At 33.1% G+C, this 21,941-nt stretch carries 15 protein-coding genes; 11 read left to right on the top strand and 4 right to left on the bottom strand.

What is annotated here, in order from left to right:
- The first annotated feature begins 4 nt into the window (after positions 1–4).
- Genes BXU01_RS08615 through BXU01_RS08605 form a run of 3 tightly spaced genes read left to right on the top strand, consistent with a single transcriptional unit; the run spans position 5 to position 3,285 of the window.
- On the top strand, positions 5–1,471 hold the full coding sequence (locus BXU01_RS08615) for an MBOAT family protein (protein WP_083692806.1): 1,467 nt from the start codon (positions 5–7) through the stop codon (positions 1,469–1,471).
- Positions 1,472–1,473: 2 nt separating this feature from the next.
- Positions 1,474–2,433, top strand: coding sequence for a hypothetical protein (locus BXU01_RS08610; RefSeq protein WP_083692805.1), 960 nt, complete (start codon positions 1,474–1,476; stop codon positions 2,431–2,433).
- Positions 2,434–2,481: 48 nt separating this feature from the next.
- A complete protein-coding gene (locus BXU01_RS08605) occupies positions 2,482–3,285 on the top strand; it encodes an SDR family oxidoreductase (RefSeq protein ID WP_083692804.1) in 804 nt (267 codons plus the stop codon).
- 26 nt (positions 3,286–3,311) lie between these two features.
- Here the strand turns inward: BXU01_RS08605 and BXU01_RS08600 are convergent, their stop codons facing one another.
- A complete protein-coding gene (locus BXU01_RS08600; protein ID WP_083692803.1) occupies positions 3,312–4,619 on the bottom strand; it encodes an ATP-binding protein in 1,308 nt (435 codons plus the stop codon).
- Positions 4,620–4,914: 295 nt separating this feature from the next.
- Here BXU01_RS08600 and fsa point away from each other — a divergent pair, with 295 nt between their 5' ends.
- Together fsa and BXU01_RS08590 are read left to right on the top strand one after the other, a co-directional pair.
- The gene (gene fsa, locus BXU01_RS08595) at positions 4,915–5,571 is read left to right on the top strand and encodes a fructose-6-phosphate aldolase (protein WP_055096519.1); all 657 of its coding nucleotides are present in this window, start codon (positions 4,915–4,917) and stop codon (positions 5,569–5,571) included.
- A gap of 89 nt (positions 5,572–5,660) precedes the next feature.
- On the top strand, positions 5,661–6,158 hold the full coding sequence (locus tag BXU01_RS08590) for a hypothetical protein (RefSeq protein ID WP_083693274.1): 498 nt from the start codon (positions 5,661–5,663) through the stop codon (positions 6,156–6,158).
- A gap of 115 nt (positions 6,159–6,273) precedes the next feature.
- Here the strand turns inward: BXU01_RS08590 and BXU01_RS08585 are convergent, their stop codons facing one another.
- The 3 genes from BXU01_RS08585 to BXU01_RS08575 all read right to left on the bottom strand — a co-directional run bounded on the left by BXU01_RS08585 (position 6,274) and on the right by BXU01_RS08575 (position 9,663).
- The gene (locus BXU01_RS08585; protein ID WP_083692802.1) at positions 6,274–7,743 is read right to left on the bottom strand and encodes an MFS transporter; all 1,470 of its coding nucleotides are present in this window, start codon (positions 7,741–7,743) and stop codon (positions 6,274–6,276) included.
- A 176-nt stretch (positions 7,744–7,919) separates the two neighbouring features.
- The gene (locus BXU01_RS08580; protein ID WP_056249762.1) at positions 7,920–8,621 is read right to left on the bottom strand and encodes a LytTR family DNA-binding domain-containing protein; all 702 of its coding nucleotides are present in this window, start codon (positions 8,619–8,621) and stop codon (positions 7,920–7,922) included.
- Positions 8,611–9,663 (bottom strand): sensor histidine kinase, encoded by a 1,053-nt coding sequence (locus tag BXU01_RS08575; RefSeq protein ID WP_083692801.1) that lies wholly within the window; start codon positions 9,661–9,663, stop codon positions 8,611–8,613. The genes BXU01_RS08580 and BXU01_RS08575 overlap by 11 nt, the downstream gene beginning before the upstream one ends.
- 268 nt (positions 9,664–9,931) lie before the next feature.
- Here BXU01_RS08575 and BXU01_RS08570 point away from each other — a divergent pair, with 268 nt between their 5' ends.
- From BXU01_RS08570 to nagB, 6 genes are all read left to right on the top strand, one after another.
- The gene (locus tag BXU01_RS08570) at positions 9,932–13,120 is read left to right on the top strand and encodes a SusC/RagA family TonB-linked outer membrane protein (protein WP_206196610.1); all 3,189 of its coding nucleotides are present in this window, start codon (positions 9,932–9,934) and stop codon (positions 13,118–13,120) included.
- 11 nt (positions 13,121–13,131) lie between these two features.
- Entirely contained in the window at positions 13,132–14,652 is a 1,521-nt protein-coding gene (locus BXU01_RS08565) for a SusD/RagB family nutrient-binding outer membrane lipoprotein (protein ID WP_083692799.1), read from the top strand.
- Between the two features lie 87 nt (positions 14,653–14,739).
- The gene (locus tag BXU01_RS08560; protein WP_083692798.1) at positions 14,740–15,765 is read left to right on the top strand and encodes a glycosyl hydrolase family 18 protein; all 1,026 of its coding nucleotides are present in this window, start codon (positions 14,740–14,742) and stop codon (positions 15,763–15,765) included.
- Positions 15,766–16,130: 365 nt separating this feature from the next.
- Entirely contained in the window at positions 16,131–19,163 is a 3,033-nt protein-coding gene (locus tag BXU01_RS08555) for a SusC/RagA family TonB-linked outer membrane protein (RefSeq protein WP_083692797.1), read from the top strand.
- Positions 19,164–19,174: 11 nt separating this feature from the next.
- The gene (locus BXU01_RS08550; protein WP_083692796.1) at positions 19,175–20,758 is read left to right on the top strand and encodes a RagB/SusD family nutrient uptake outer membrane protein; all 1,584 of its coding nucleotides are present in this window, start codon (positions 19,175–19,177) and stop codon (positions 20,756–20,758) included.
- 115 nt (positions 20,759–20,873) lie between these two features.
- Positions 20,874–21,941: glucosamine-6-phosphate deaminase (nagB, locus tag BXU01_RS08545; protein WP_083693273.1), on the top strand; the 1,068-nt coding region annotated here is incomplete at its 3' end.

Genomic DNA, 21,941 nt, shown 5'->3' with positions numbered 1-21,941 from the left:
AAACATGCTTTTTAATTCCTTGAATTTTGCGTTTTTTTTACCATTAATTTTTATATTATATTGGTTTGTCGCGAATAGGAATTTAAAATTACAAAATCTACTTTTATTAGTTTCAAGCTATTTCTTTTACGCTTTCTGGGATTGGCGCTTTTTATTTTTGCTGGTTTTTTCTACCTTATTAGATTATTATTCCGGAATTAAAATTTCAGATACTTCAAAAACAAGTTCAAAACGATTTTGGTTTTGGCTAAGTATTTCTGTAAATCTTTGCTTTTTAGGCGTTTTTAAATATTATAATTTTTTTGTTGAGTCTTTCGTAGATCTGTTCGCGGGTTTTGGTTTTACAATAAATGCCACTACATTAAATATCGTATTGCCCGTTGGTATTTCATTTTACACTTTTCATGGATTGTCATATGTTATTGATATCTATAAAAAAAGAATCACAGCAGAGAAGAGCTTTGTTGATTATGCTGTTTTTGTTAGCTTTTTTCCATTATTAGTGGCAGGTCCAATTGAGAGAGCGACACATTTATTGCCTCAAATTAAAAATAAAAGGATATTTAGTTATGAAAAAGCCTCAAATGGATTAAGACAAATCTTGTGGGGACTTTTCAAGAAAATAGTTATAGCAGATACATGCTCAATTTTTGTTGATGATATATTTCAAAATTATTCTGATTATTCAGGAGGTACTTTAATACTTGGTGCGGTACTTTTTTCTTTTCAGATTTATTGTGATTTTTCAGGATATTCAGACATTGCTATTGGAGTAGCAAAATTGCTGGGTATTGATTTAATTACAAATTTCAAAACACCTTATTTCTCAAGGAATATTGCAGATTTCTGGAGACGTTGGCATATTTCATTATCTTCCTGGTTCAGGGATTACGTTTATATTCCGTTAGGAGGTTCTCAGGTTTCTTTGATTAAGTCAATACGTAATATCTTTATTATCTTTATCTTAAGTGGGTTTTGGCATGGTGCAAATTGGACTTTTATATTTTGGGGAGCATTGAATGCATTGTATTTTATTCCGTCATTTTTAATGAAAAGTAACAGGAAATATTTAAGTAATAATCATAGTTTAAAAAATGATGTTCTTTCAAAAGTTAATGAATTTAAAGATATTTTTATCACTTTTGGTCTCACAACTTTTGCCTGGATTTTTTTTAGATCAAGTTCTTTAGCAGATGCTATAAAATATATAAAAGGAATTTTTAAATACGAGGGTTTTTTTACGATCCAATCTGCTAAAACATATGAATTAAGTATTAGGCGTTTGTTTTTTTATATAGGCATGTTTTTAATTATAGAATGGTATTATAAAAATGAAGAGGTAATTTTTACAAAATTTCATACTACAAAAACGTCAACAGTTCTAAAATATTTACTTTATATGTTCGCAATAATTAGTATTATGTTTTCAATTAAAAATCAAGCGGCCAGTTTTATTTATTTTCAATTTTAGATATGAAAAAATTTATTTTAAAATTCATCGCTGCGGTTATAATCGTTTATCTGCTATTATTTAGTATGCAGAGTGCGATAGATTTTTGTTTAAAAAAAGATAATATATGTGAAAATAATACCTGGAGTCAAATTTATAATGGTAAAATTAAAACAGAAATAGTTATTTTAGGGACTTCCAGAGCAGAGGTGCATTATGATACTGAGGCGATTAAAAAATTAACAGGTCTGGATACCTATAATTTAGGTGTGAGTGGTACACATTATGATATTTTGCAAATGAGGTGGAAATTATATCGGGACCGTAATCCTAAGCCGAAAATATTAATTTTGGACTTGGATGATAATTCGTTATTTGAATCGGAAGATTTATTTAATAAATTTCAATATTTGCCTTACTTAAATACAAGTGAATATGATGCTGTAGCTAAAGAAATAGATGGTGATTATTATTATGAAAAATATATTCCCCTTTATAAATACAGAGGATATGAAATGACTATTTTTCAGCAAATAATGTCTTTAAGAAAAGCATCTTATTGTCCTAAAAATGTCAAAGGTTATGTTGAAAGTGATATTAACTGGATCGATAAAGACTATCTCAATTTTAAAAAAATAATAGAAGATGGTAAATTAAAAGATGATTTTAATTTTAATAAATATAAAAAAGGGTTTGTAGTTTTGAAGGAGATTATAGAAGACTGTAAACGCAATAATATTAAAGTTTTTTTTGTCTGGTCTCCGTATTATTTTGAAGCTAATTTATACAGGCCATATAATAAAAAATGCATAAATAATATTTTAAATAAAATCGCACAGCAAAACAATATTAAATATCGTAATTTTTCACGTGATTCTATATGTTTAAAGAAAGAAAATTTCTACAATTATACGCATATGAATAAAAATGGGGTTGCTATTTTTTCTAAGAGAATAGGTGAAATGATTAACGATAAAAACTAGATTTTTTCTTTTTAGTACAAGTTAAAGTAATAATTTATAATAAATTAAATGAGCAAAGTCGTTTTAATTACCGGAGGATCTTCAGGGATTGGAAAATCAATTGGAGAATTTTTACATAAAAAAGGTTTCGTAGTATATGGAACGAGCAGAAATCCTGAAAAGGTTCTGAATTCGGTTTTTCCGTTAGTTGCCTTAGATGTTCGAAATGCAGAATCTATAAAAACTGCCGTAAATAAAATTATTGCCAATTCCGGACGATTAGACGTTGTAATTAATAATGCAGGTGTTGGAATTACAGGACCTCTTGAAGAAATTCCAACAGAAGAAATCAAGAATAATTTTGAAACTAACTTTTTTGGTCCAATTGAAGTAATGAAAGCAGTTCTGCCACAAATGAGAGAACAAAAATCAGGCTTGATTATCAATATTACCTCGATTGCCGGTTATATGGGATTGCCATATCGTAGTGTATATTCAGCTTCAAAAGGAGCTTTAGAGTTGATTACGGAAGCGTTGCGTATGGAGGTAAAATCATTTGGAATTGAAATTACAAATGTAGCACCGGGAGATTTTGCAACAAATATCGCGTCTGGTCGTTATCATGCGCCGGTTATAGCTGGTTCTGCTTATGAAAAAGTATATGGAGAAACGCTTTCAACGATGAATGAACATGTTGATGCAGGAAGTAATCCAAATGAAATGGCTGAAGCGGTTTATAAAATTATGCAGCAAAAAAAGCCAAATGTGCATTATAAAGTAGGGGCTTTTATGCAAAAATTTTCAATTGTATTAAAGCGCGCTCTTCCGGATAAAGTTTATGAGAAGATGCTAATGAATCATTATAAGTTATAATAATTTGACTGGAGCAAATTTTGAAATTATTCTACAGGAATAAAGATTTCAAATTTTGCTCCTTGATTTAAAATTCCTTCTGCCTTAATAAAACCGTTGTGGTTTTCTACAATTCGTTTTACTATTGTAAGTCCAATTCCGGTACTTTTAAGTGGTTTTGTATGTAGGGCCTGAAAGAGACCAAATATCTTTTCGTTGTACTGCTGATCAAATCCAATACCGTTATCAGAAATCGTTATTTTGTAATATTTGGTAAGCGGAGAAAGCTTTTCGAGCTCTCCATTTGTCATTTTTGCTGATACTGTTATGATTAAATCTCTGCCAGGACTTGCAAATTTCAATGAATTGCTGATTAGATTATATAGTAATTGTCTAAATTGAAATTCAATTACAGACAGTTTTCCTAATGGTTGTATATCAAAAACTACATTTTTATTATCAAATTCATCTGTAAGGTCTTCAATGACATCTTGGGCAATTTGATTTAAGTCTTTTAATTCAAACTTTCTGTCGTCAAATTTTGTTTTGGAATATATTAGAAGATCACTAATGAGGTTTTGCATTCGATAAGCTGACATTTTGATTTTATGAAATGCGGCTTTTCCTTTTTCAGATAAATTATGCGCTTCTTCACGTTCGATTGTATCTGTAAAAAGCTGAATTTTGCGCAAAGGTTCCTGAAGATCGTGACTTGAGATATAATTGAAAGCTTCTAATTCGCTGTTCATTTTTTCAAGTGAAATATTTTTCTGAAGAAGCTTTTTCTCTATATCCGAATTTAATTTTTGAATCTCCTTTTTCTCAACTTCTGTTTTCTTTAAGAGATTGTTTTTTTCTTTTAGAGCTATTTCGTTCTCTGTTTCCTGTTCAATTACTGTGAGGTGAAATGCAATAAGATCTGCAAATAAATTAAACATTTCACGGACTTTAAATTCTTTTAAACTGTTTGGTTTGGGGTCAATAGCGCATAAAGTCCCAAAGAAACTACCATCCTTGCGTATTATAGGAACTGAAATATAGCTTTGCAGTTTGTACATTGCCGGAGTATGATGGTTGTGGTATTCCGGATCTTCGCTTACGTTATCAATAATTACTGCTCTCCGATTTTTTCTAATATCGTCGCAGATTGTTGTTTTTATTTGTAATTCGTCTCCCGGTTTTAGACCAAATTGAACATTGTCCTGAACGCTGCAAGTAATCCATCGATCATCTGTAACTCTTGCTATAGCTGCAAAACCCATTCCGGTAGTTTGACAAACAACGTTAAGTAAAGTAGGAACAATTGTGATGTTCTCAATGTTAATTATATCTTGTTTAAAATGATCTTCTAGCACTTTTTTGGGGAGTATTTTTAATTTTTTAAAAATACAAAAATAAAATTAGCTTTTATATAAATGTTTTTATAAGGATGAATTTGTGATATTTACAATTATTTTTTTAGTTTTTTATTTTATGGAAATTATAAATTGTAATTTTGCACCGAATTTGCGTGAGATTTGAGATTAAGAGGAGAACAGCCGGTGGCTGTTAGGTATTTTTATTTTTAGAGCTTCTTAAGATAAAGCCGAAAGCCGGTTCGCCGCGGCGAAATCACGCCCAAAGTAAGAACACAATTAAATAGATATAATTATGAAATTTTTTATTGACACAGCTAATTTAGCTCAGATTAAAGAAGCACAGGCTTTAGGTGTTTTAGATGGTGTAACAACTAATCCGTCATTGATGGCGAAAGAAGGTATTACCGGAAAAAACAATATCTTAAAGCATTATGTTGACATTTGTAATCTTGTTGAAGGAGATGTTAGTGCTGAAGTGAATGCGCTGGATTTTGATGGAATGATCAAAGAAGGTGAAGAATTGGCTGAATTGCATGAGCAAATCGTAGTTAAATTGCCTATGACAAAAGAAGGTGTAATGGCTGCAAAATATTTCTCTGATAAAGGAATCAAAACTAACGTAACGCTTGTGTTTTCTGCAGGTCAGGCATTATTGGCTGCAAAAGCCGGAGCAACGTATGTTTCTCCTTTTATTGGTCGTTTAGATGATGTTTCTACAGATGGTTTGAATTTGATCGAAGAAATTAGATCTATTTATGATAACTATGGTTATGAAACTCAAATTTTGGCTGCTTCTGTACGTCACACTATGCATATTGTAAACTGTGCTAAAATTGGTGCTGATGTTATGACAGGACCTCTTTCTGCAATTTACGGATTATTGAAACACCCGTTGACTGATATTGGATTGGCTCAGTTTGTAGCTGATTTCGAAAAAGGAAATAAGTAATACTCAGGTATTTAAAATATAAAATCGTCATCTTTTAAAAAAAGGTGGCGATTTTTTTTTACATTTATATGTCTAAAAAAGAAGTACATATGAAAAAAGTTATTGTGGTTTTCGTGTTTTTGGTCATTGGTATTTCTGTAAATGCACAGGCTGCTAAAATAATAAAGCAGGTTAGTGAAGCTGGTGATGTTGCAAGTTTTGAACTGGATTGTTCTGTACAGTTTCAATCTCTGGCAAAAGGTTTGCGTTACAATATTACGCGTCATGAGTTTAAAGGTCCGGAATTAAAAAACTCATATCGGCTACTGTTGGTCATGGATGGTTTTTATTCGAAAACGCTCAATACAACCATGACTATCTCTGCGGTATTAAGTGACGGAACGATTATCGAAGCTAAAAAAATCATTGAAGATGATGGCTTTTTTGACGGGGCTTGTACATTGAAAATAAAAGATCCAAAAGCGCTATTAGAAGCGAATATAGATAAAGTTATTGTTCATGCTGACAAAGATGTTGTTTATACTTTATCAGCGAAAAATAAAGAGGTTTTTAAAAAGAATCTCAGTAATATTATAAATGCGAAATAAAAGGTAAAAAGTTGCAAAGGTTATTGGGTTTGAAAATTTGCAGCAATAAAAAAATCCCAAATTCCTATCGATAAAATTGGAATTTGGGATTTTTTTTTATTTTTTATGTTTTGGCTTAGTGACCTCCACCGCCACCTTCAACGTGGTTAATTCCTTGTCTTTTTAAGATTTTAGGGCAATAGAAACCGTAGAATCCTAAATAAGCAAAACCAAGAAGTGGAACGATGTAAGAGAAGTGAGTCCAGGTGATTCCGAAGATTCCACCCGGGCTTGTTAAGTCAATATCGCAGATACTTCCCTGAATTAATGGAATAACTCCTCCACCAAGAATCATCATAATTAAGAATGAAGACGCTTTTCCTGTGTTTTTTCCTAAACCTGCAATAGCTAAATCGAATATCGATGGCCACATGATAGATAAGAATAAACCTCCGGAAATAAAGAAGAATTTAGCAATTGACGGATCTGGCCAGGCTAATCCTGCAACCATCATTAATAAACCTGATATTCCAAAAAGCATTAATGTTTTTCCCGCATTTTTACCACCTACAAAACTTACAGCGATAAACAATAAGATCCAGATTGGGTAAATGTAAAATGCAGAAACGTCATGAGCAGCAAAAATGTTAGCTCCAATAATTACTCCAAAAGCTACAGCCGGTACAATGAATTTTAATGCCGTGTTTACTAAGTTTGAAGTATTAAAAACGTTAACTCCGCCATTCCAGCGACCAATCATTAAACTTCCCCAATATAAGGCGATAAATGGTGCAATGGCATCTTCTAATACGTTTCCGAATTCTGCAGTATGAAGCAATGCAGGTAAATTACTGATAATGGTAACCTCTGTTCCAACATAAATAAAGATTCCTAACATTCCTAAATATAATTGTGGGTAATCCAGGATGTTGAATTTTTCGTGTGCTACTTTAACTACTTCTTCCTCTTCTTTTGCAGGATCTTCGATTTTAGAGAAGTTCATGAAAATGGCCACTACAATAAATGCAAGCCCAAGAATAACGAAAGGTAATTTGATATCTTCTAATGAAAGTGATGTGTTTTTGTTGTCTCCCATTCCAAACAAAGCGATTCCTAAAAGGATAGCTCCAATTGTTGTTCCAAAAGAGTTTATTCCTCCGGCCAATGTCAAACGGTGCGCTCCTGTTGCAGGACTTCCCATTTTAATAGCTAACGGATTGGCAACGATTTGTTGTATTGAAAATCCTAAACCTACTGTAAATAAAGCGGTTAAAAAGAAAGGAAAACTTTCCATTGTTGCAGCAGGAATGAATAAAAATGAACCAACTGCAGAAAGAAGTAAACCGGCAGAAAGTGTTTTTTTGTATCCGAATTTTTGTAAAACATCTAATTTTAAGGAAACTAAAAAGAATATCATAGATCCTACAAAGTACGCAGCATAAAATGCCCAGGCTACTAATTGAGATTGTACTTGTGATAAAGTGAATACTTTTTTGAATACTGGAATCAGGATATCATTGGCTGAACCAACAAAACCCCAAAAGAAGAAAACAATTATCAAAGAGATAAACTGTCCCCATTTGGTTTGAACATTTTCTGAACTCATAATTTAAGAGGTTAATTTTTTATTTTATTGTTTTTTGAAGACCGTAAATATATTTGTTAAGTATATCAAAAAAAAATAAAAAGGCACAAATAATGTTAAATTTAAACCAACGGCATCATTTTTTCAACAATGTGTTAATTTTTACTGAGTTATAAAATGAAATTGAGAATAAGAATTTATTCAAGAATTTTGTTTTTGACCTCTTTGCTGTAATTTCTGCCAATAGGAATGGTGTATGACTGGATCTGAATGCGGTTTCCTTCGATAGATTTTACCTTATTTAGTGCAATAACGTATGATTTATGAATTCTTAAAAAGCGATCTGCAGGCAATTCTTCAGATAATGAAGTCAATGATTTATGGGTAATATAGGTTTTATCAGGAGTAACAACCTTGATATATTCCTTCATTCCTTCGACAAATAAAATTTCTTCGATATTAATTTTCATCATTTTTTTATCGACTTTGATAAAAATATGAGAGTCCCCTTTTGTGGTTTCGACCTTAATATTGTTTTTTAAATTGTACTCGGTTGTAATTTTATTAATGCATTTTATAAATCGAGGTAACGGAATTGGTTTTACTAAATAGTCTAAAACATCAAGATCATAGCTTTCGGCAGCAAATTCCCTAAAAGCGGTGGTGATGATAACCTTGGTTTTATTTTCGATTAAACTAATGAGTTCAAAACCCGTCATCATAGGCATGTTGATGTCTAAAAATACGGCATCAACAGCAGTACTGTTTATAAAATCAAGCGCTTCCAGAGAATTATTGAATGTACCAATGACTTCAAAGTCTGTAAAATTTGTAAAATAATTTTGCAGGACTTTGATTGCTAATGGCTCATCATCAATCAACACGCATTTAATCTTCATTATTAATAGGTATTTGCAAACGGATTATATAGTAATTTAATTTCGTTTTATGTTTTAAACTGAAATCACTTTTGTAAATTAATTTTAATCTTTTCTTGGTATTAACTAAACCAATTCCGCCTTTAGTATTAAGATTTTGTGAATTTACAAAATTATTTAGGATTTCAAAATCTAACGTTTTATTGTTAACAACCTTACAATTGATCTTAATTTTTAAGTTATTGTTGTTAAAACCTCCGTGTTTAAAGGCATTTTCAACTAATGATATAAATATTAAGGGCGGTACAACGATATCTTCTATATTGGATTCCAGGTTAATCGTAACTTCAACGTTTTCAAAGCGTAACTTCTCAATTTCGATATAATTTTGAATGTAATCTATCTCTTTGATTAATGGAACAAATTTGGTCCCTTTTATGTCATATAAAACATATTCCATCAAATTCGACAGTTTTATAATTACATCCGGAACCTTATCAGAGGATTCTAATGATAATGCGTACAGATTATTTAAAGTATTGAAAAAGAAATGAGGCTGAATTTGATTTTCCAGGTATTTCAATTTTATTTTAAACTGATTTTCTCTTAATGATCGGTTTCTTTCGCGTTCTCTTAACCAGGTTAATGTCAGGTAAACTGATGAAGCCATAGCCAGAACATACAATTCGCCAATACAAACAGCAACAATATGATTGATTTCAAAAGGATGGTATTCTCTGTTTGCTTCAGGCCAGATGTTTTCTGATATAATATAATAGGTAAGAGCTGTTTTTAATAAATAAATTCCAAAAAGACTTACTATTAAAGAAAATGTATATTGAATATATTTCTGCTTAAGTACAAAACGAGGTACTAAAACAAAAAGATTAAAATAGACCAGAGGAATGTGTAAACAGAACTCAATTAAGTTTGATTTAAACGAATAGGGATAGTCATTAAAGTAAGCTCCCCAACGTAAAAAGTTAAGAGTGAAGTAGCTGCCCCAAAACCAAACGTGATTTTTAAGTTTAATATCAAATTTTAATTTTTGAATTTCAGTCAACTTTAAGTAATGATTTATTGTTATTGGCTTCTTGCCTGTAATTATTGTGCAACTTTAAACAATTACTTGCTAAAACACAATTCTTTTGAAGAAAATTTTGGAAAAAAAGATTAAAACTAAATTATTTTTAGAGGATATCGTTTTCGTAAAACGCATTATTGAATGTTTTGCGTCGTTCGTTTAAGGTTTTGTGTTGTTTGTTTAAAATGTTTTATTTATGTTAATTTTAACAATAGATTTATCGCTTAACCAACAAAACCATGATAAAATGAAACGAATTATGTTAATCTTTATGATTGTTTTTACTGCGCAATTTTCAATTGCACAAGTAAAAACAATCAAGGGTTTAGTAAGCGATCAAAACGGATTGCCATTGCCGGGAGTAAGTATTATTATTCAAGGCACAAAAACGGCAACACAGTCTGATTATGACGGAATGTATGCGATACAGGCATCGACAGGTGATGTTCTTGTTTTTTCGTATATCGGCATTAAAACTAAAACGGTAACCGTTGCAAGTTCAGCTACAGTAAATGTTGTGCTGGCTGAAGATGCACAAAATTTAAATGAAGTTGTAGTTACGGCTTTAGGTATTAAGAGACAGAAGAAAGAATTGGGTTATGCCATTCAGGATGTAAAAGGAGACCAATTGAATAAAGTGATTACCACGAATGTAGCCTCGGCACTTTCCGGTAAAATTGCCGGTGTTGATGTTTCTATGCCTGCTACAGGTGCAGGAGGAAGCGCCAGAGTTATCATTAGAGGTATTTCGAGTATAGGCGAGAATAACCAGCCGCTTTATGTCGTAGATGGAGTTCCTATTGATAATACAGGTTTGTCTAATGATAGTGCTGCAGCAAGTAAATGGTTCGACGGACGTGATAACGGTGACGGATTATCCAGTATTAACCCAAATGATATCGAAAGCCTGAGTGTATTAAAAGGAGCAGCAGCATCTGCTTTATATGGATCAAGAGCATTAAATGGGGTAATTTTAATTACTACTAAAAAAGGAAGTAAAGGTAAACTACAGGTAGAATTAACAAGTGGTGTTAGTTTTGACAGAGTAAATGCTAAATATGAAGATTTTCAGGATGAATATGGTACAGGTTCACACGGAATTTTGCCGGATCCTGCAAAAGCACCGAGCGAAATTTATGGATATACTACAAGTGCATGGGGACCTAAATTCTCGCAAACGGTAGGACAGCAGGTTAAAATATTTGATGGTTCGATGAGACCTTATGCTAAAGTAGACAATAATATTCAGAACTTTTTTAAAACCGGAGTTACTACAACTAACGGAGTTGCGCTTTCCGGAGGTAGTGAAAATGCATATGTTCGTTTTGGATTTAATAACCTGAAAAATGATGATGTAGTTCCTGGTTCCGGGTTAGAACGAAATAATGCTACTTTAAATGCTACTTTAAAATCGGATAAATTTACTTTGGATGCCAATGTAAATTATATGGTTGAAAACACACAAAACAGACCAGGTTTGGGAGATTCTCCTAATAACGTTGGTTATTCTTTAAGCGGATTGGCGCCAAATATTGATCAGGCGTGGTTGAAAAATTACGGAAATCCGGATACAGGAGAAATTTATAAATGGAATAATAACATTTATCAGTTGAATCCTTATTTTACTGTAGATGCAAATCACAACTCTTCTAAGAAAAATCGTTTTACAGGAAATGTCGCCGGAACATATCAGCTTAAAAAATGGGTTGGATTAACTTTTAGAACAGGTCTTGATACTTATGTTTTTAATTCTAAAGATTTTATGGCGCCCGGAAGTACTTGGCCGGGAAGAGATACTGGATATTTAGGTTTGAATGATATTACGGTTTCTGAAATGAATACGGATATCATTGCCACTTTTAGTGAAATTAAACTAGCTACAGATCTTACTTTCTCAGGAATTTTAGGAACAAGCAGAAGAAATTTTAACAGATCTGAAAATTCCAGCCAGGGAACAAATATTATTCAGCCGGGAACAGAATATATCAGTAATTTTTCTACTCAGACCATTAATGCACCATCAGAAACTAAAACAAGAACAAATTCGGTTTACGGTTCTGCAAAGTTTGATTACAAAGGATATTTATATGCTGAATTTACGGGAAGAAACGATTGGTTTAGCGTTATAACAAAAGATGCTTTTTATCCTGCGGCTTCATTAGGTTTTGTATTCTCTGATGCGTTTAATATTAAGAGCGATACATTTTCTTATGGAAAATTGAGAGCGTCGATTGCAAAAGTTTCCAATGCACCGGGAGCATATAAAAATGCCTTGAACTACACTACTTATTCTGCTTATGACGGACAAAGTGTTGTGAATATTAAAAATACATCGGCACCAAATGCTAACCTGACTTACCAATCCAAAACAGGAATCGAATTTGGATTAGAAACCGCTTTCTTTAAAAACAGATTAAAAGCGGATATAACAGTTTATCGTGAAGACACATCTGACCAAACACTTGATTTAGCATCTTCTGCAACATCAGGATATGAATTTCTTTCTGTAAATGCCGGAGAATTACGTAATGAAGGTATCGAGATATTTTTATCCGGTTCACCAATAAAAACTAAAGATTTTGAATGGGGAATTGATTTGAACTTTTCGAAGAATAAAAACTCAATTCTTTCTTTGCATCCGGATATTAATACGTACACTATTTCTGAGGCTCGCTGGGCTGGTGCAGCAATCGTAGCACAAGTTGGCGGTCAGTACGGAACTATTATTGGAAAAGATTTTCAAAAAACGCCTTCAGGAGAAATGATCGTTGGTGCTAATGGTCTTCCGTTATACACAGATACAAAAGTTACTTTAGGAAAAGGGCTTCCGGATTGGGCAGCTGGTTTAACAAATAGATTTTCTTATAAAGGAATTACGCTTCAGTTTTTATTAGATATGAAATTTGGTATGGATGTATATTCTATGACAAATTCAGTTGCTGCAACAAAAGGACTTTTAGATGTCACTACAGAAGGCAGGGATGAATTTAATGCAGCCAGAGCGCAAGCCGCCGCAAACGATCCTAATTTTAATGTGGGAACATGGGTTCCTACAGCCGGATATGTAGCACATGGAGTTGTAAATACAGGAACAGCTGATAATCCTGTTTATGTAAAAAATACCACTCCGGTAGATCCTCAGACTTATTGGACAAATGTTTTTGATAACACGCCTGCACCTTTTATATATGATGCTTCTTACGTAAAATTAAGAGAGGTAAGTTTAGGATATACAATACCTAAAAGTGTTTTTGGCGGTGCAAAAATAAATTCAATCTATGTTTCTGCATTTGCAAGAAATCTGTTGACTTTTAATAAAGATTTACCAAACATTGATCCGGAATCGATGTACACGTCAGGAAACGGACAAGGTTTTGAGTATGGTTCATTGCCATCAAGAAAATCATATGGTTTTAATATTAAAATTACATTCTAAAAAAGTAAATTATGAAAATCAAATATATAATAGCCATACTTGCAGTGTTTACAGTAGTTGGCTGTACCGAAAATTTTGACGAACTGGTAAAAGATCCGGTAGCGTTATCACCAAATCCTGCTGGTCAGCTTACCTTTACTCAATTGTGTATGTCCGGTGACGGATATTACCAACACAGAACCAATTTAATATATTCTGGAGGTTTTGTACAGCATTATGCCGGTTCATGGGCAGTAACACAATACGGGAACAAATTTATAAACAGCGAGGAGTATGCAGTAGCCTTATGGCGAAATGTATATGCACACGAAATGAAAAGTATTGTTGATATACTTGAAAAAACAAGCGCAGATCCTGCAGCAATAAATATGAATGCCGTTGCAAAAATTATGAGAGTAATGATCGCACAGCGTTTAACGGATATTTATGGCGATGTACCTTATTCTGAAGCTGGTTTAGCTTTTTCTCAAGGAATTGTAACTCCTAAATATGATAAACAAGAGGATATTTATGCTGCTTTTTTCAAAGAATTAGACGAAGCTTTTAATCAGTTAAATGCTGGAGGAGATTTAGTAAAAGGAGATTTGTTTTATAACGGAGATATTTCAAAATGGAAAAAATTAGCGAATACTATGCGTTTGCGTTTGGCCATGAGAATCTCTGAAGTAAAACCTGCCGAAGCTGAAAAACAGGCAAAAGCAGCACTTCAAAATGGAGTTTTTGAAAGCAATGCGGACAACTGTATTATGCATCATTTAGATTTTCCTTTTAATGATGATCCTTCTAAACTTGATTTTAGAGGAAATGGATTGTCGTACGGATTTATCTCTGATGAAGATGGTGATCATTTTAGTTCTTTATTAATAGATTATCTAAGAAATAATGGAGATCCCAGATTAACGATGATCGCAACGCCAAAAACTAGCAGTAGTATCGTTTACTGGTCTCCAATACAACCGGGCGAAACATTATATGAAGGTGTTAGGCCAGGAGTATTTAGATGGGAACTTCCGGGAGGATCAAATTCAGCTTCAGGAATTCAGCCTTATTTAAAATTAAGAACAACTCCTTTTTTACATGTTAGTTATTCAGAAACAGAATTGTTGTTAGCAGAAGCCGCTTTTAGAGGATGGGTTTCAGGTTCTGCAGCAGAATATTACAAAAAAGGTGTTGAAGCCGGTATCAAACAATTAGAAATTTATGGTGCAGCTCCTGCAAGTCAGGCAAGTATTGATGCTTATGTAAATGCTAAACCTTTAGTTGCAGGAAAAGAAAAAGAACAAATTGGAACTCAAATCTGGATTACCTATTTATTTAATAGTATCGAAGCATATTCAAACTGGAGAAGAACAGGATTCCCTCATTTACTTCCAATAACCAATACAGATTCTGAAACTGGAGGAGTTACACCAACACGTTTGTATTATCCAAATGATGAAATGCAGAAAAACCAGAAAAATTATTTAGATGCAATATCCAGAATGGGAGGAAAAAATGACTGGTTAGGTAAAGTTTGGTGGGATGCAAACTAAAAAATAAATCTCAAACATAAAGTTATGCCTAATAAGGTGTTATTTTCATTCTAATTAAAATTAAAAACAACAGTTTAAATTAAAATTATGATAAAAAATAAAGCCTTATTAGGCATTCTCTTTTTTATAAGTTCTCTTTTTTCGATCTATAGCGCTTCAACAAAAAAAGAAACGAATCCTGAAAATTCAAAAACAAAAACAGCAAGAGTTGTAGGTTATTTATCTTCGGATAATTTTAATAAAATGACTTCAGTTCCGTTTTGTAAATTGACACATCTTAATATCGCATTTGCGAATCCGAATAAAGATGGAAGTTTAAATTTTAGCGCAGATATAGATGCACTTATTAAATATGCAAAATCAGTTAATCCGAATATTATAATCAGTATTTCGCTCGCAGGCGGAGTTATATCTGAAGAACAAGCTGCAAATTGGTCATTTTTAATTGATAAACCTGAAAACAGGCCGGCTTTAATTCAGAGCATAATAAATTTTGTAGCACTCCATCATCTTGATGGCGTTGATGTAGATCTGGAATGGGACGCCGTAACAACAGGTTATAGCGGATTTGTTTTAGAATTAAGAAAAACGCTCACAGAACATAAAAAACTTCTCACGGCTGCATTGCCAAATAATTCCCGATTCGATAATATAAGCAGTCAGGCATTAAATGCTTTCGATTTTCTGAATATTATGTCTTATGACGGCACAGGACCGTGGACTCCAAATAATCCGGGACAACACAGTTCGATGAGTAATGCTAAAGATGGGATTGATTTTTGGCATAAACTACAAAATATACCAAGTGAGAAATTAACACTCGGCGTGCCTTTTTATGGTTATAATTTCACTTATCCTGAAGTAACCAGTTCAACTTATGGGCAAATCGTTGAAGCAGGATCTCAATTTGCCGATCAGGACGAACTTGGAAAAACATATTATAACGGAAGACCTACAATTTCTCAAAAAGTAGAATTTGCTTCTCAAAATGCAGGTGGAATTATGATTTGGGAATTAGCACAGGATTCTTTTACTGAATATTCTTTATTAGATGTTATTCATAAAAAATATACCAGTTTAAAATTTAAAACTACAGGACTTTGTGGTAATTAAAGCGATTGATAGAATTGTCTTTAAAAAATAAATAAAATCAGAATCAAAATAAAGATTCTGCTAAGTGATGCTAATCTGGGTTCAGATAATGATATCTTGTTAAATATACCCTAATTTTTATGTATCTGGCAGTATTTCAGAGCTTTATTGATTAATTGATATTTTAAACAAATGGTTAATTTGATAAATAAAACTTTGAAAAATATATAAAATCATGTGGTTTATTTATTTGAAAACGTTTTCGTAAAACGTATTGTTGATTGTTTTATGTCGTTCGTTTAAAATTTAAAGTCGTTTGTATAAATTATTTTTTTTAACAATCCCTTAAGAATAAATTTACACCATAACTAACAAAATAAATAAACATGAAAAAAATTTTCTTAATCTTTATGATTGTTTTTACGGCGCAAGTTTCACTTGCTCAGGTAAAAAATGTCAAAGGTGTGATTACAGATTCTGACGGGTTGCCATTGCCAGGGGCATCTGTTGCAGTACAAGGAGGTCAAAAAGGTACTACTACCGATTTTGACGGTTTGTACACTATTGAAGCACAAAAAGGACAAACTTTAGTTTTTACGTATGTAGGTCTTGAAACACAATCAATAGTTGTAGGAGATGCTGCTACAATTAACGTAAAAATGCAACAAGGTGCATCTAATGCATTAAATGAAGTAGTTGTAACTTCATTAGGTCTTAAGAAAACTAGAAAATCTTTGACATACGCAGCTCAGGAACTTAAAGGAGAAGAGTTAACTCGTGTAAAAGATGCAAACGTTATCAATACAATTGCCGGTAAAATTGCTGGTGTTGCCGTAACAAAAAGCTCTGGAGGTACTGGTGGATCTACTAAAGTTGTTATTCGTGGAAACTCTTCTGTAACAAACAACCAACCTTTGTATGTTATTGATGGTATCCCAATGCTAAACTCCGGATCAGGACAGCCAAATGATACATTTGGTAGTTTATCAGGAGGTAATCGTGATGGTGGAGATGTTGTGTCTTTGATTAATCCTGATGATTATGAAGGAATGACAGTTCTTAAAGGTGCAGCAGCATCTGTATTGTATGGTTCTCAGGGAGCAAATGGAGTAATTTTACTTTCTTCTAAAAAAGCTAAAGAAGGAAAAGGAAATATTTCAGCATCATCTGTTACTACTTTTGATACAGCGGCTTATTTACCAGAATTTCAATCTGATTACATTGCTAATGCAGGAGAAGATGAAACTTGGGGTAATAAACAAAAATCAAAAGATCACGTAAAAGATTTCTTTAATACAGGAACTACACAAATTACATCTTTAGGATATTCTACTGCATCAGCAAATTCTTCTACAGCATTATCTTATGCTAATACATCAGGAACAGGAATTATGCCTGGAAACAGTATCAAGAAAAATAACTTTGGTATTCGTCAGAGTGCTAAGTTCTTAGATGATAAATTAACACTTGGAGTAAATGCAAATTATACAACTCAATCAATTATAAATAAACCAGTTAACGGACTTTATTTTAACCCATTGACTGGAGTTTATTTAATGCCAAGAGGAAACGATTTTAATGCTTACAAAGACAATTTTGAAGTTTTTGATCCAAACAGAAATTTAATGGCTCAAAACTGGATGACAAACAGAGATATTATGCAAAACCCATATTGGGCTATTAACAGAAATAAATCTGAAGATAAAAATAACTTCTTTAATGGTGCAATTACAGCTTCTTACAAAGCAAATAATTGGTTAACAATTGCTTCAAGATATAGCTATAACAGAATTGACAGCGAATTTGACAAAAAGATATTTGCTACAACTCAAGGAACACTTTCTCATGCAAATGGTCGTTACATCAACGAAAATTCATATAGCACACAACGTTACGGAGATTTAATTGCTACAATCAATACAAAATTTTCTAATGATTTGACATTCAATGCTAACATTGGTACCAGTATAACTAATACGTTAACAAATCAAAAAACAATTTTAGATTCAGGAATTGGAGGAGGATTAACACTTACGAACTGGTTTACACTTCATAACTTTGTAAATAACACAGGAAATTACCAAACAATTGGTTCTAAAAGAGAAGTACAATCTGTGTTTGCAACTACAACTTTTGGATATAAAGAAATGTTGTATTTAGATTTAGCAGCTAGAAATGACTGGTCATCTACATTAGTTAATACAGATAGTCCATCTTATTTTTATCCTTCAGTAGGGGTAACAGGTATTCTTAGTGAAATGTTTACAATGCCGGACTTCATCAGTTTTGCTAAAGTTCGTGGAACTTATGCTGAGGTTGGTAACGATATTAATGCTTTTGTTACTACTCCGGTAAATTATTTCCTTCCAGGACTTCCTGCACAACCTCAGGTTGGTGTACAAAGCGGAACTACTTTAAAACCAGAATTAAAATCTGAGTACGAATTTGGTACTGAGTGGAGAATGTTTAACAACAGATTAGGTTTTGAAATTTCATACTACAGTTCTGAAACTAAAAATCAATATTTACAGGTTATTGCTCCAGAAGGAAATCCAGAAGGAGTTAAATATTACGGATTTAATGCAGGAAGTATCGAAAATAAAGGTTTTGAGATTGTATTGAATGCTGGAATTGTTAGAGGTGATAAATTTACTTGGGATTCATCTGTAAACTTTTCTCAAAATAGAAATAAGGTAAAAGAACTTCCTGATTCATTAGGAAAAGTAGTTAACCTTACAGATCCGGGAGTTAATAATTACCAATATTCATTAATCGAAGGAAGACCATTTGGAGCTATTATGGGTAAAACTATTTTAAGAGATGCTCAAGGTAGAATTTTATTAAATTCAGACGGAAACATTCAAAACAACGGTTCAGGTTTTGTTGAAGTAGGAAATGCAAATCCTGATTTTATGTTAGGTTTTTCTAACTCTTTTAAATTAGGGGCATTCTTTGCAAATGTATTAGTTGACGGACGTTTTGGTGGTGAAGTTATGAGTATGACTCAGGCTCAAAACGATTATTTTGGAGTATCTAAAGCTACAGGTGATGCCAGAAATGCTGGAGGAGTTGCAATCAACGCTGTTATGCCTGATGGAACACCAGTTACTACAATGGATGCTAAACAATATTACAAAACAGTTGGAGGAAGAGACGGAATTACCGGAGAATATATTTACAGTGGTACAAACGTAAGTGTAAGAGAGATTTCTATAGGATATACTTTTAATCCTAAAAGACTTCCTGTTTTTCAAACAGCTAGTATCTCTTTAATTGCCAGAAACTTATTCTTTATTTACAAAGACGCTCCTTTTGATCCAAATATTGCATTAAGTACAGGAGAAGGCTTGCAAGGTGTTGATATCTATGGTTTACCATCTACTAGAAGTGTCGGTCTTAATTTAAATGTAACTTTCTAAATTCAAAAAAAATGAAATTAAAAAATATAAAAACAACAGCTGTCTGTATTTCATTACTTGCTGCAGTAGGTTGTACAGATAATTTTGAGGATATTAATACAAATCCTAATGGTTTTAGTCAGGAGCAACTAGCGCAAGACTTTAATCACATCAAAGGAGGATTTGCTCCAATGTTTAATAATATTCAGGTATTAGGAAATCAAAGAGAAGATCAATACCAGCTGCAACAAAACTTAAATGCAGATATTTGGTCAGGTTATATGGCTACACCAACTGGATTTAGAGGAGGAAGTAATAATACTACTTATGATTTGATTGATCCATGGAACGTTGCTATATGGAGTAATGCATATCCTAACGTCATGTTTAATGCATATGATATTGCAAATAAAGCAAAAGGAAAATACGATCAGTTTTATGCACTTTCTCTTATTTTGAAAGTAGAAGGAATGCACAGACTTACAGATATTTTCGGACCAATTATTTATTCTCAATACGGTAAAGAAGCACCAATAGCTTACGACTCTCAGGAAGAAGTTTATAACCAAATGTTTTCTGAGTTGGATATTGCAGTTACAGAATTAACAAAAAGAGTAGATGCAGGTGAAGCTACAGCTTTTGCCGCTACTGATTTATCAGGTTATAAAGGGGACTATAAACAATGGGTAAAATTTGCTAACACATTGCGTTTAAGATTAGCAATGCGTATTGTAAAAGTAAAACCGGATATCGCAAAAGCACAGGCTGAAAAAGCAATCGCACAAAAATTTGGAGTAATGACTACAAATGGAGATGCGTTTAAAATTGTATCTCCGGACTTTACAAATCCTATTGCTACAATTAGCGGTTCATGGTTAGACATTCGTATGTCTGCAGATATGGAATCTATCTTAAAAGGATATGAAGATCCTAGAATAGCAGCTTATTTTGATACATCTGCTCAATTTCCGGGACAATACAAAGGAGTTCGTACTGGTATTACAATTGGAGGAAAAGGAGATCACCAGGATTTTTCAGGAATTGGAGCTGTCGTAAAATCAAAAGAAATTTATTTATTTACAACTGCCGAAGCTTATTTTTTAAGAGCTGAAGGAGCTTTAAGAGGCTGGAATATGGGTAGTGATGCTGAATCACTATACAAATTAGGTATTCAGGCTTCATTTGATCAAAGAGGTGTTTCAGGAGCTGCGGCTTATTCAGCAGATAATGTAAAATTACCAGTAGCGTATACAGATCCTAATTTTCCTGTAAATAATGCTGCACCGGTAAATAATGTTACAATTGCCTGGGATGGTGCTGCAACTAATGAAGTAAAATTGCAAAAAATCATTACTCAAAAATGGATTGCAGGTTTTCCTGAAGGACAAGAAGCATGGTCTGATTACAGAAGAACAGGTTACCCAAAATTATTTCCTGTACTTGTAAATAACAGTGGAGGAAAAATTTCTACACCCCTTGGTCCAAGAAGAATCAACTTTGTACAGTCTGAGATTGCAAACAATAAAGAAGGTGTAGCAACTGGAGTGGCTAAATTAGGAGGTCCTGATACAGGAGGAACCAGACTTTGGTGGGATGTTAATGCTCCAAATTTCTAAAAATAAATATCAAAGAATATAAGAATTTAAGTTTGGTTAGTAAATGGTATAAGCAGTGCAAATTGCTTATACCATTTCAAAAACCAAAATTGTAAATACAAAAAAGAAAAAAGAAATGAAAAGTGCTTTAGAAATAAAACCTGATATTAGCTATAAAAGCGCGGGAAAATTTGAAGAGACCAGATTTGAGAAAATCCATAACGAAATCTTCAAAAATTCAGCAGAAGCTTCAGTAATTGTAGCGCAGGAAATCGCGCAATTAATTAGATCTAAACAAGAAAAAGGAAAATCTTGTGTATTGGGTTTAGCAACAGGTTCTTCTCCTATAAAAGTTTATGAGGAATTAGTGAGAATGCACAAAGAAGAAGGCCTTAGTTTTAGCAATGTGATCACTTTCAACCTGGATGAATATTATCCAATGAGCAGGGAGAACAATCAGAGCTATCATTATTTCATGCACCAGCATCTTTTTAACCATATCGACATCAAACCCGAGAACGTAAATGTTCCCGACGGAACCGTTGCCATTGAGGAACTCAACCAATATTGCATCGATTATGAAATGAACATTAAAAATGCGGGAGGACTTGACTTTCAGTTACTGGGAATTGGCCGTACGGGTCACGTAGGTTTCAACGAACCGGGATCGCACATCAATTCAGGAACCAGGATTATTACACTGGACCACATTACAAGAGTAGACGCCTCATCTGACTTTAACGGAATCGATAACGTTCCCAAAAGAGCCATCACGATGGGAGTTTCTACCATTATGAGATCCAAGAGAATCGTACTAATGGCATGGGGACAAAACAAAGCCGATATCATCAAGAGAACCATTCAGGGAGATATCAGTTCTGAAGTTCCGGCTACATTTTTACAAAACCACCCTAATGCGACTTTCGTATTGGACCAGTCTGCAGCTGTAGAACTAACGCGTTTCAAAACGCCTTGGCTTGTTGGAGAATGCATCTGGACACAGGAATTAAAAAGCAAAGCGATTGTTTGGTTGTGCCAAAAAACAAAACAATCGATCTTAAAATTAACAGACAGAGATTACAACAACAACGGAATGTCTGATCTTTTGGCGCAGGAAGGTTCTGCTTATGATATGAACATCAATATGTTCAACGACTTGCAACATACAATCAAAGGATGGCAGTGCGGAAACACCAACACAGAT

The sequence above is a fragment of the [Flexibacter] sp. ATCC 35103 genome (assembly GCF_001975985.1).
GTDB lineage: Bacteria > Bacteroidota > Bacteroidia > Flavobacteriales > Flavobacteriaceae > Flavobacterium.
This window is presented reverse-complemented; position numbering and strand designations above follow the sequence as displayed.

Coding starts and splice junctions, on each gene's coding strand:
- BXU01_RS08610 (WP_083692805.1), top strand. CDS start 1,474: ATGAAAAAATTTATTTTAAAATTCATCGCTGCGGTTATAATCGTTTAT.
- BXU01_RS08560 (WP_083692798.1), top strand. CDS start 14,740: ATGATAAAAAATAAAGCCTTATTAGGCATTCTCTTTTTTATAAGTTCT.
- BXU01_RS08615 (WP_083692806.1), top strand. CDS start 5: ATGCTTTTTAATTCCTTGAATTTTGCGTTTTTTTTACCATTAATTTTT.
- BXU01_RS08580 (WP_056249762.1), bottom strand. CDS start 8,621: ATGAAGATTAAATGCGTGTTGATTGATGATGAGCCATTAGCAATCAAA.
- BXU01_RS08555 (WP_083692797.1), top strand. CDS start 16,131: ATGAAAAAAATTTTCTTAATCTTTATGATTGTTTTTACGGCGCAAGTT.
- BXU01_RS08550 (WP_083692796.1), top strand. CDS start 19,175: ATGAAATTAAAAAATATAAAAACAACAGCTGTCTGTATTTCATTACTT.
- fsa (WP_055096519.1), top strand. CDS start 4,915: ATGAAATTTTTTATTGACACAGCTAATTTAGCTCAGATTAAAGAAGCA.
- BXU01_RS08605 (WP_083692804.1), top strand. CDS start 2,482: ATGAGCAAAGTCGTTTTAATTACCGGAGGATCTTCAGGGATTGGAAAA.
- BXU01_RS08570 (WP_206196610.1), top strand. CDS start 9,932: ATGAAACGAATTATGTTAATCTTTATGATTGTTTTTACTGCGCAATTT.
- BXU01_RS08585 (WP_083692802.1), bottom strand. CDS start 7,743: ATGAGTTCAGAAAATGTTCAAACCAAATGGGGACAGTTTATCTCTTTG.
- BXU01_RS08590 (WP_083693274.1), top strand. CDS start 5,661: ATGAAAAAAGTTATTGTGGTTTTCGTGTTTTTGGTCATTGGTATTTCT.
- BXU01_RS08565 (WP_083692799.1), top strand. CDS start 13,132: ATGAAAATCAAATATATAATAGCCATACTTGCAGTGTTTACAGTAGTT.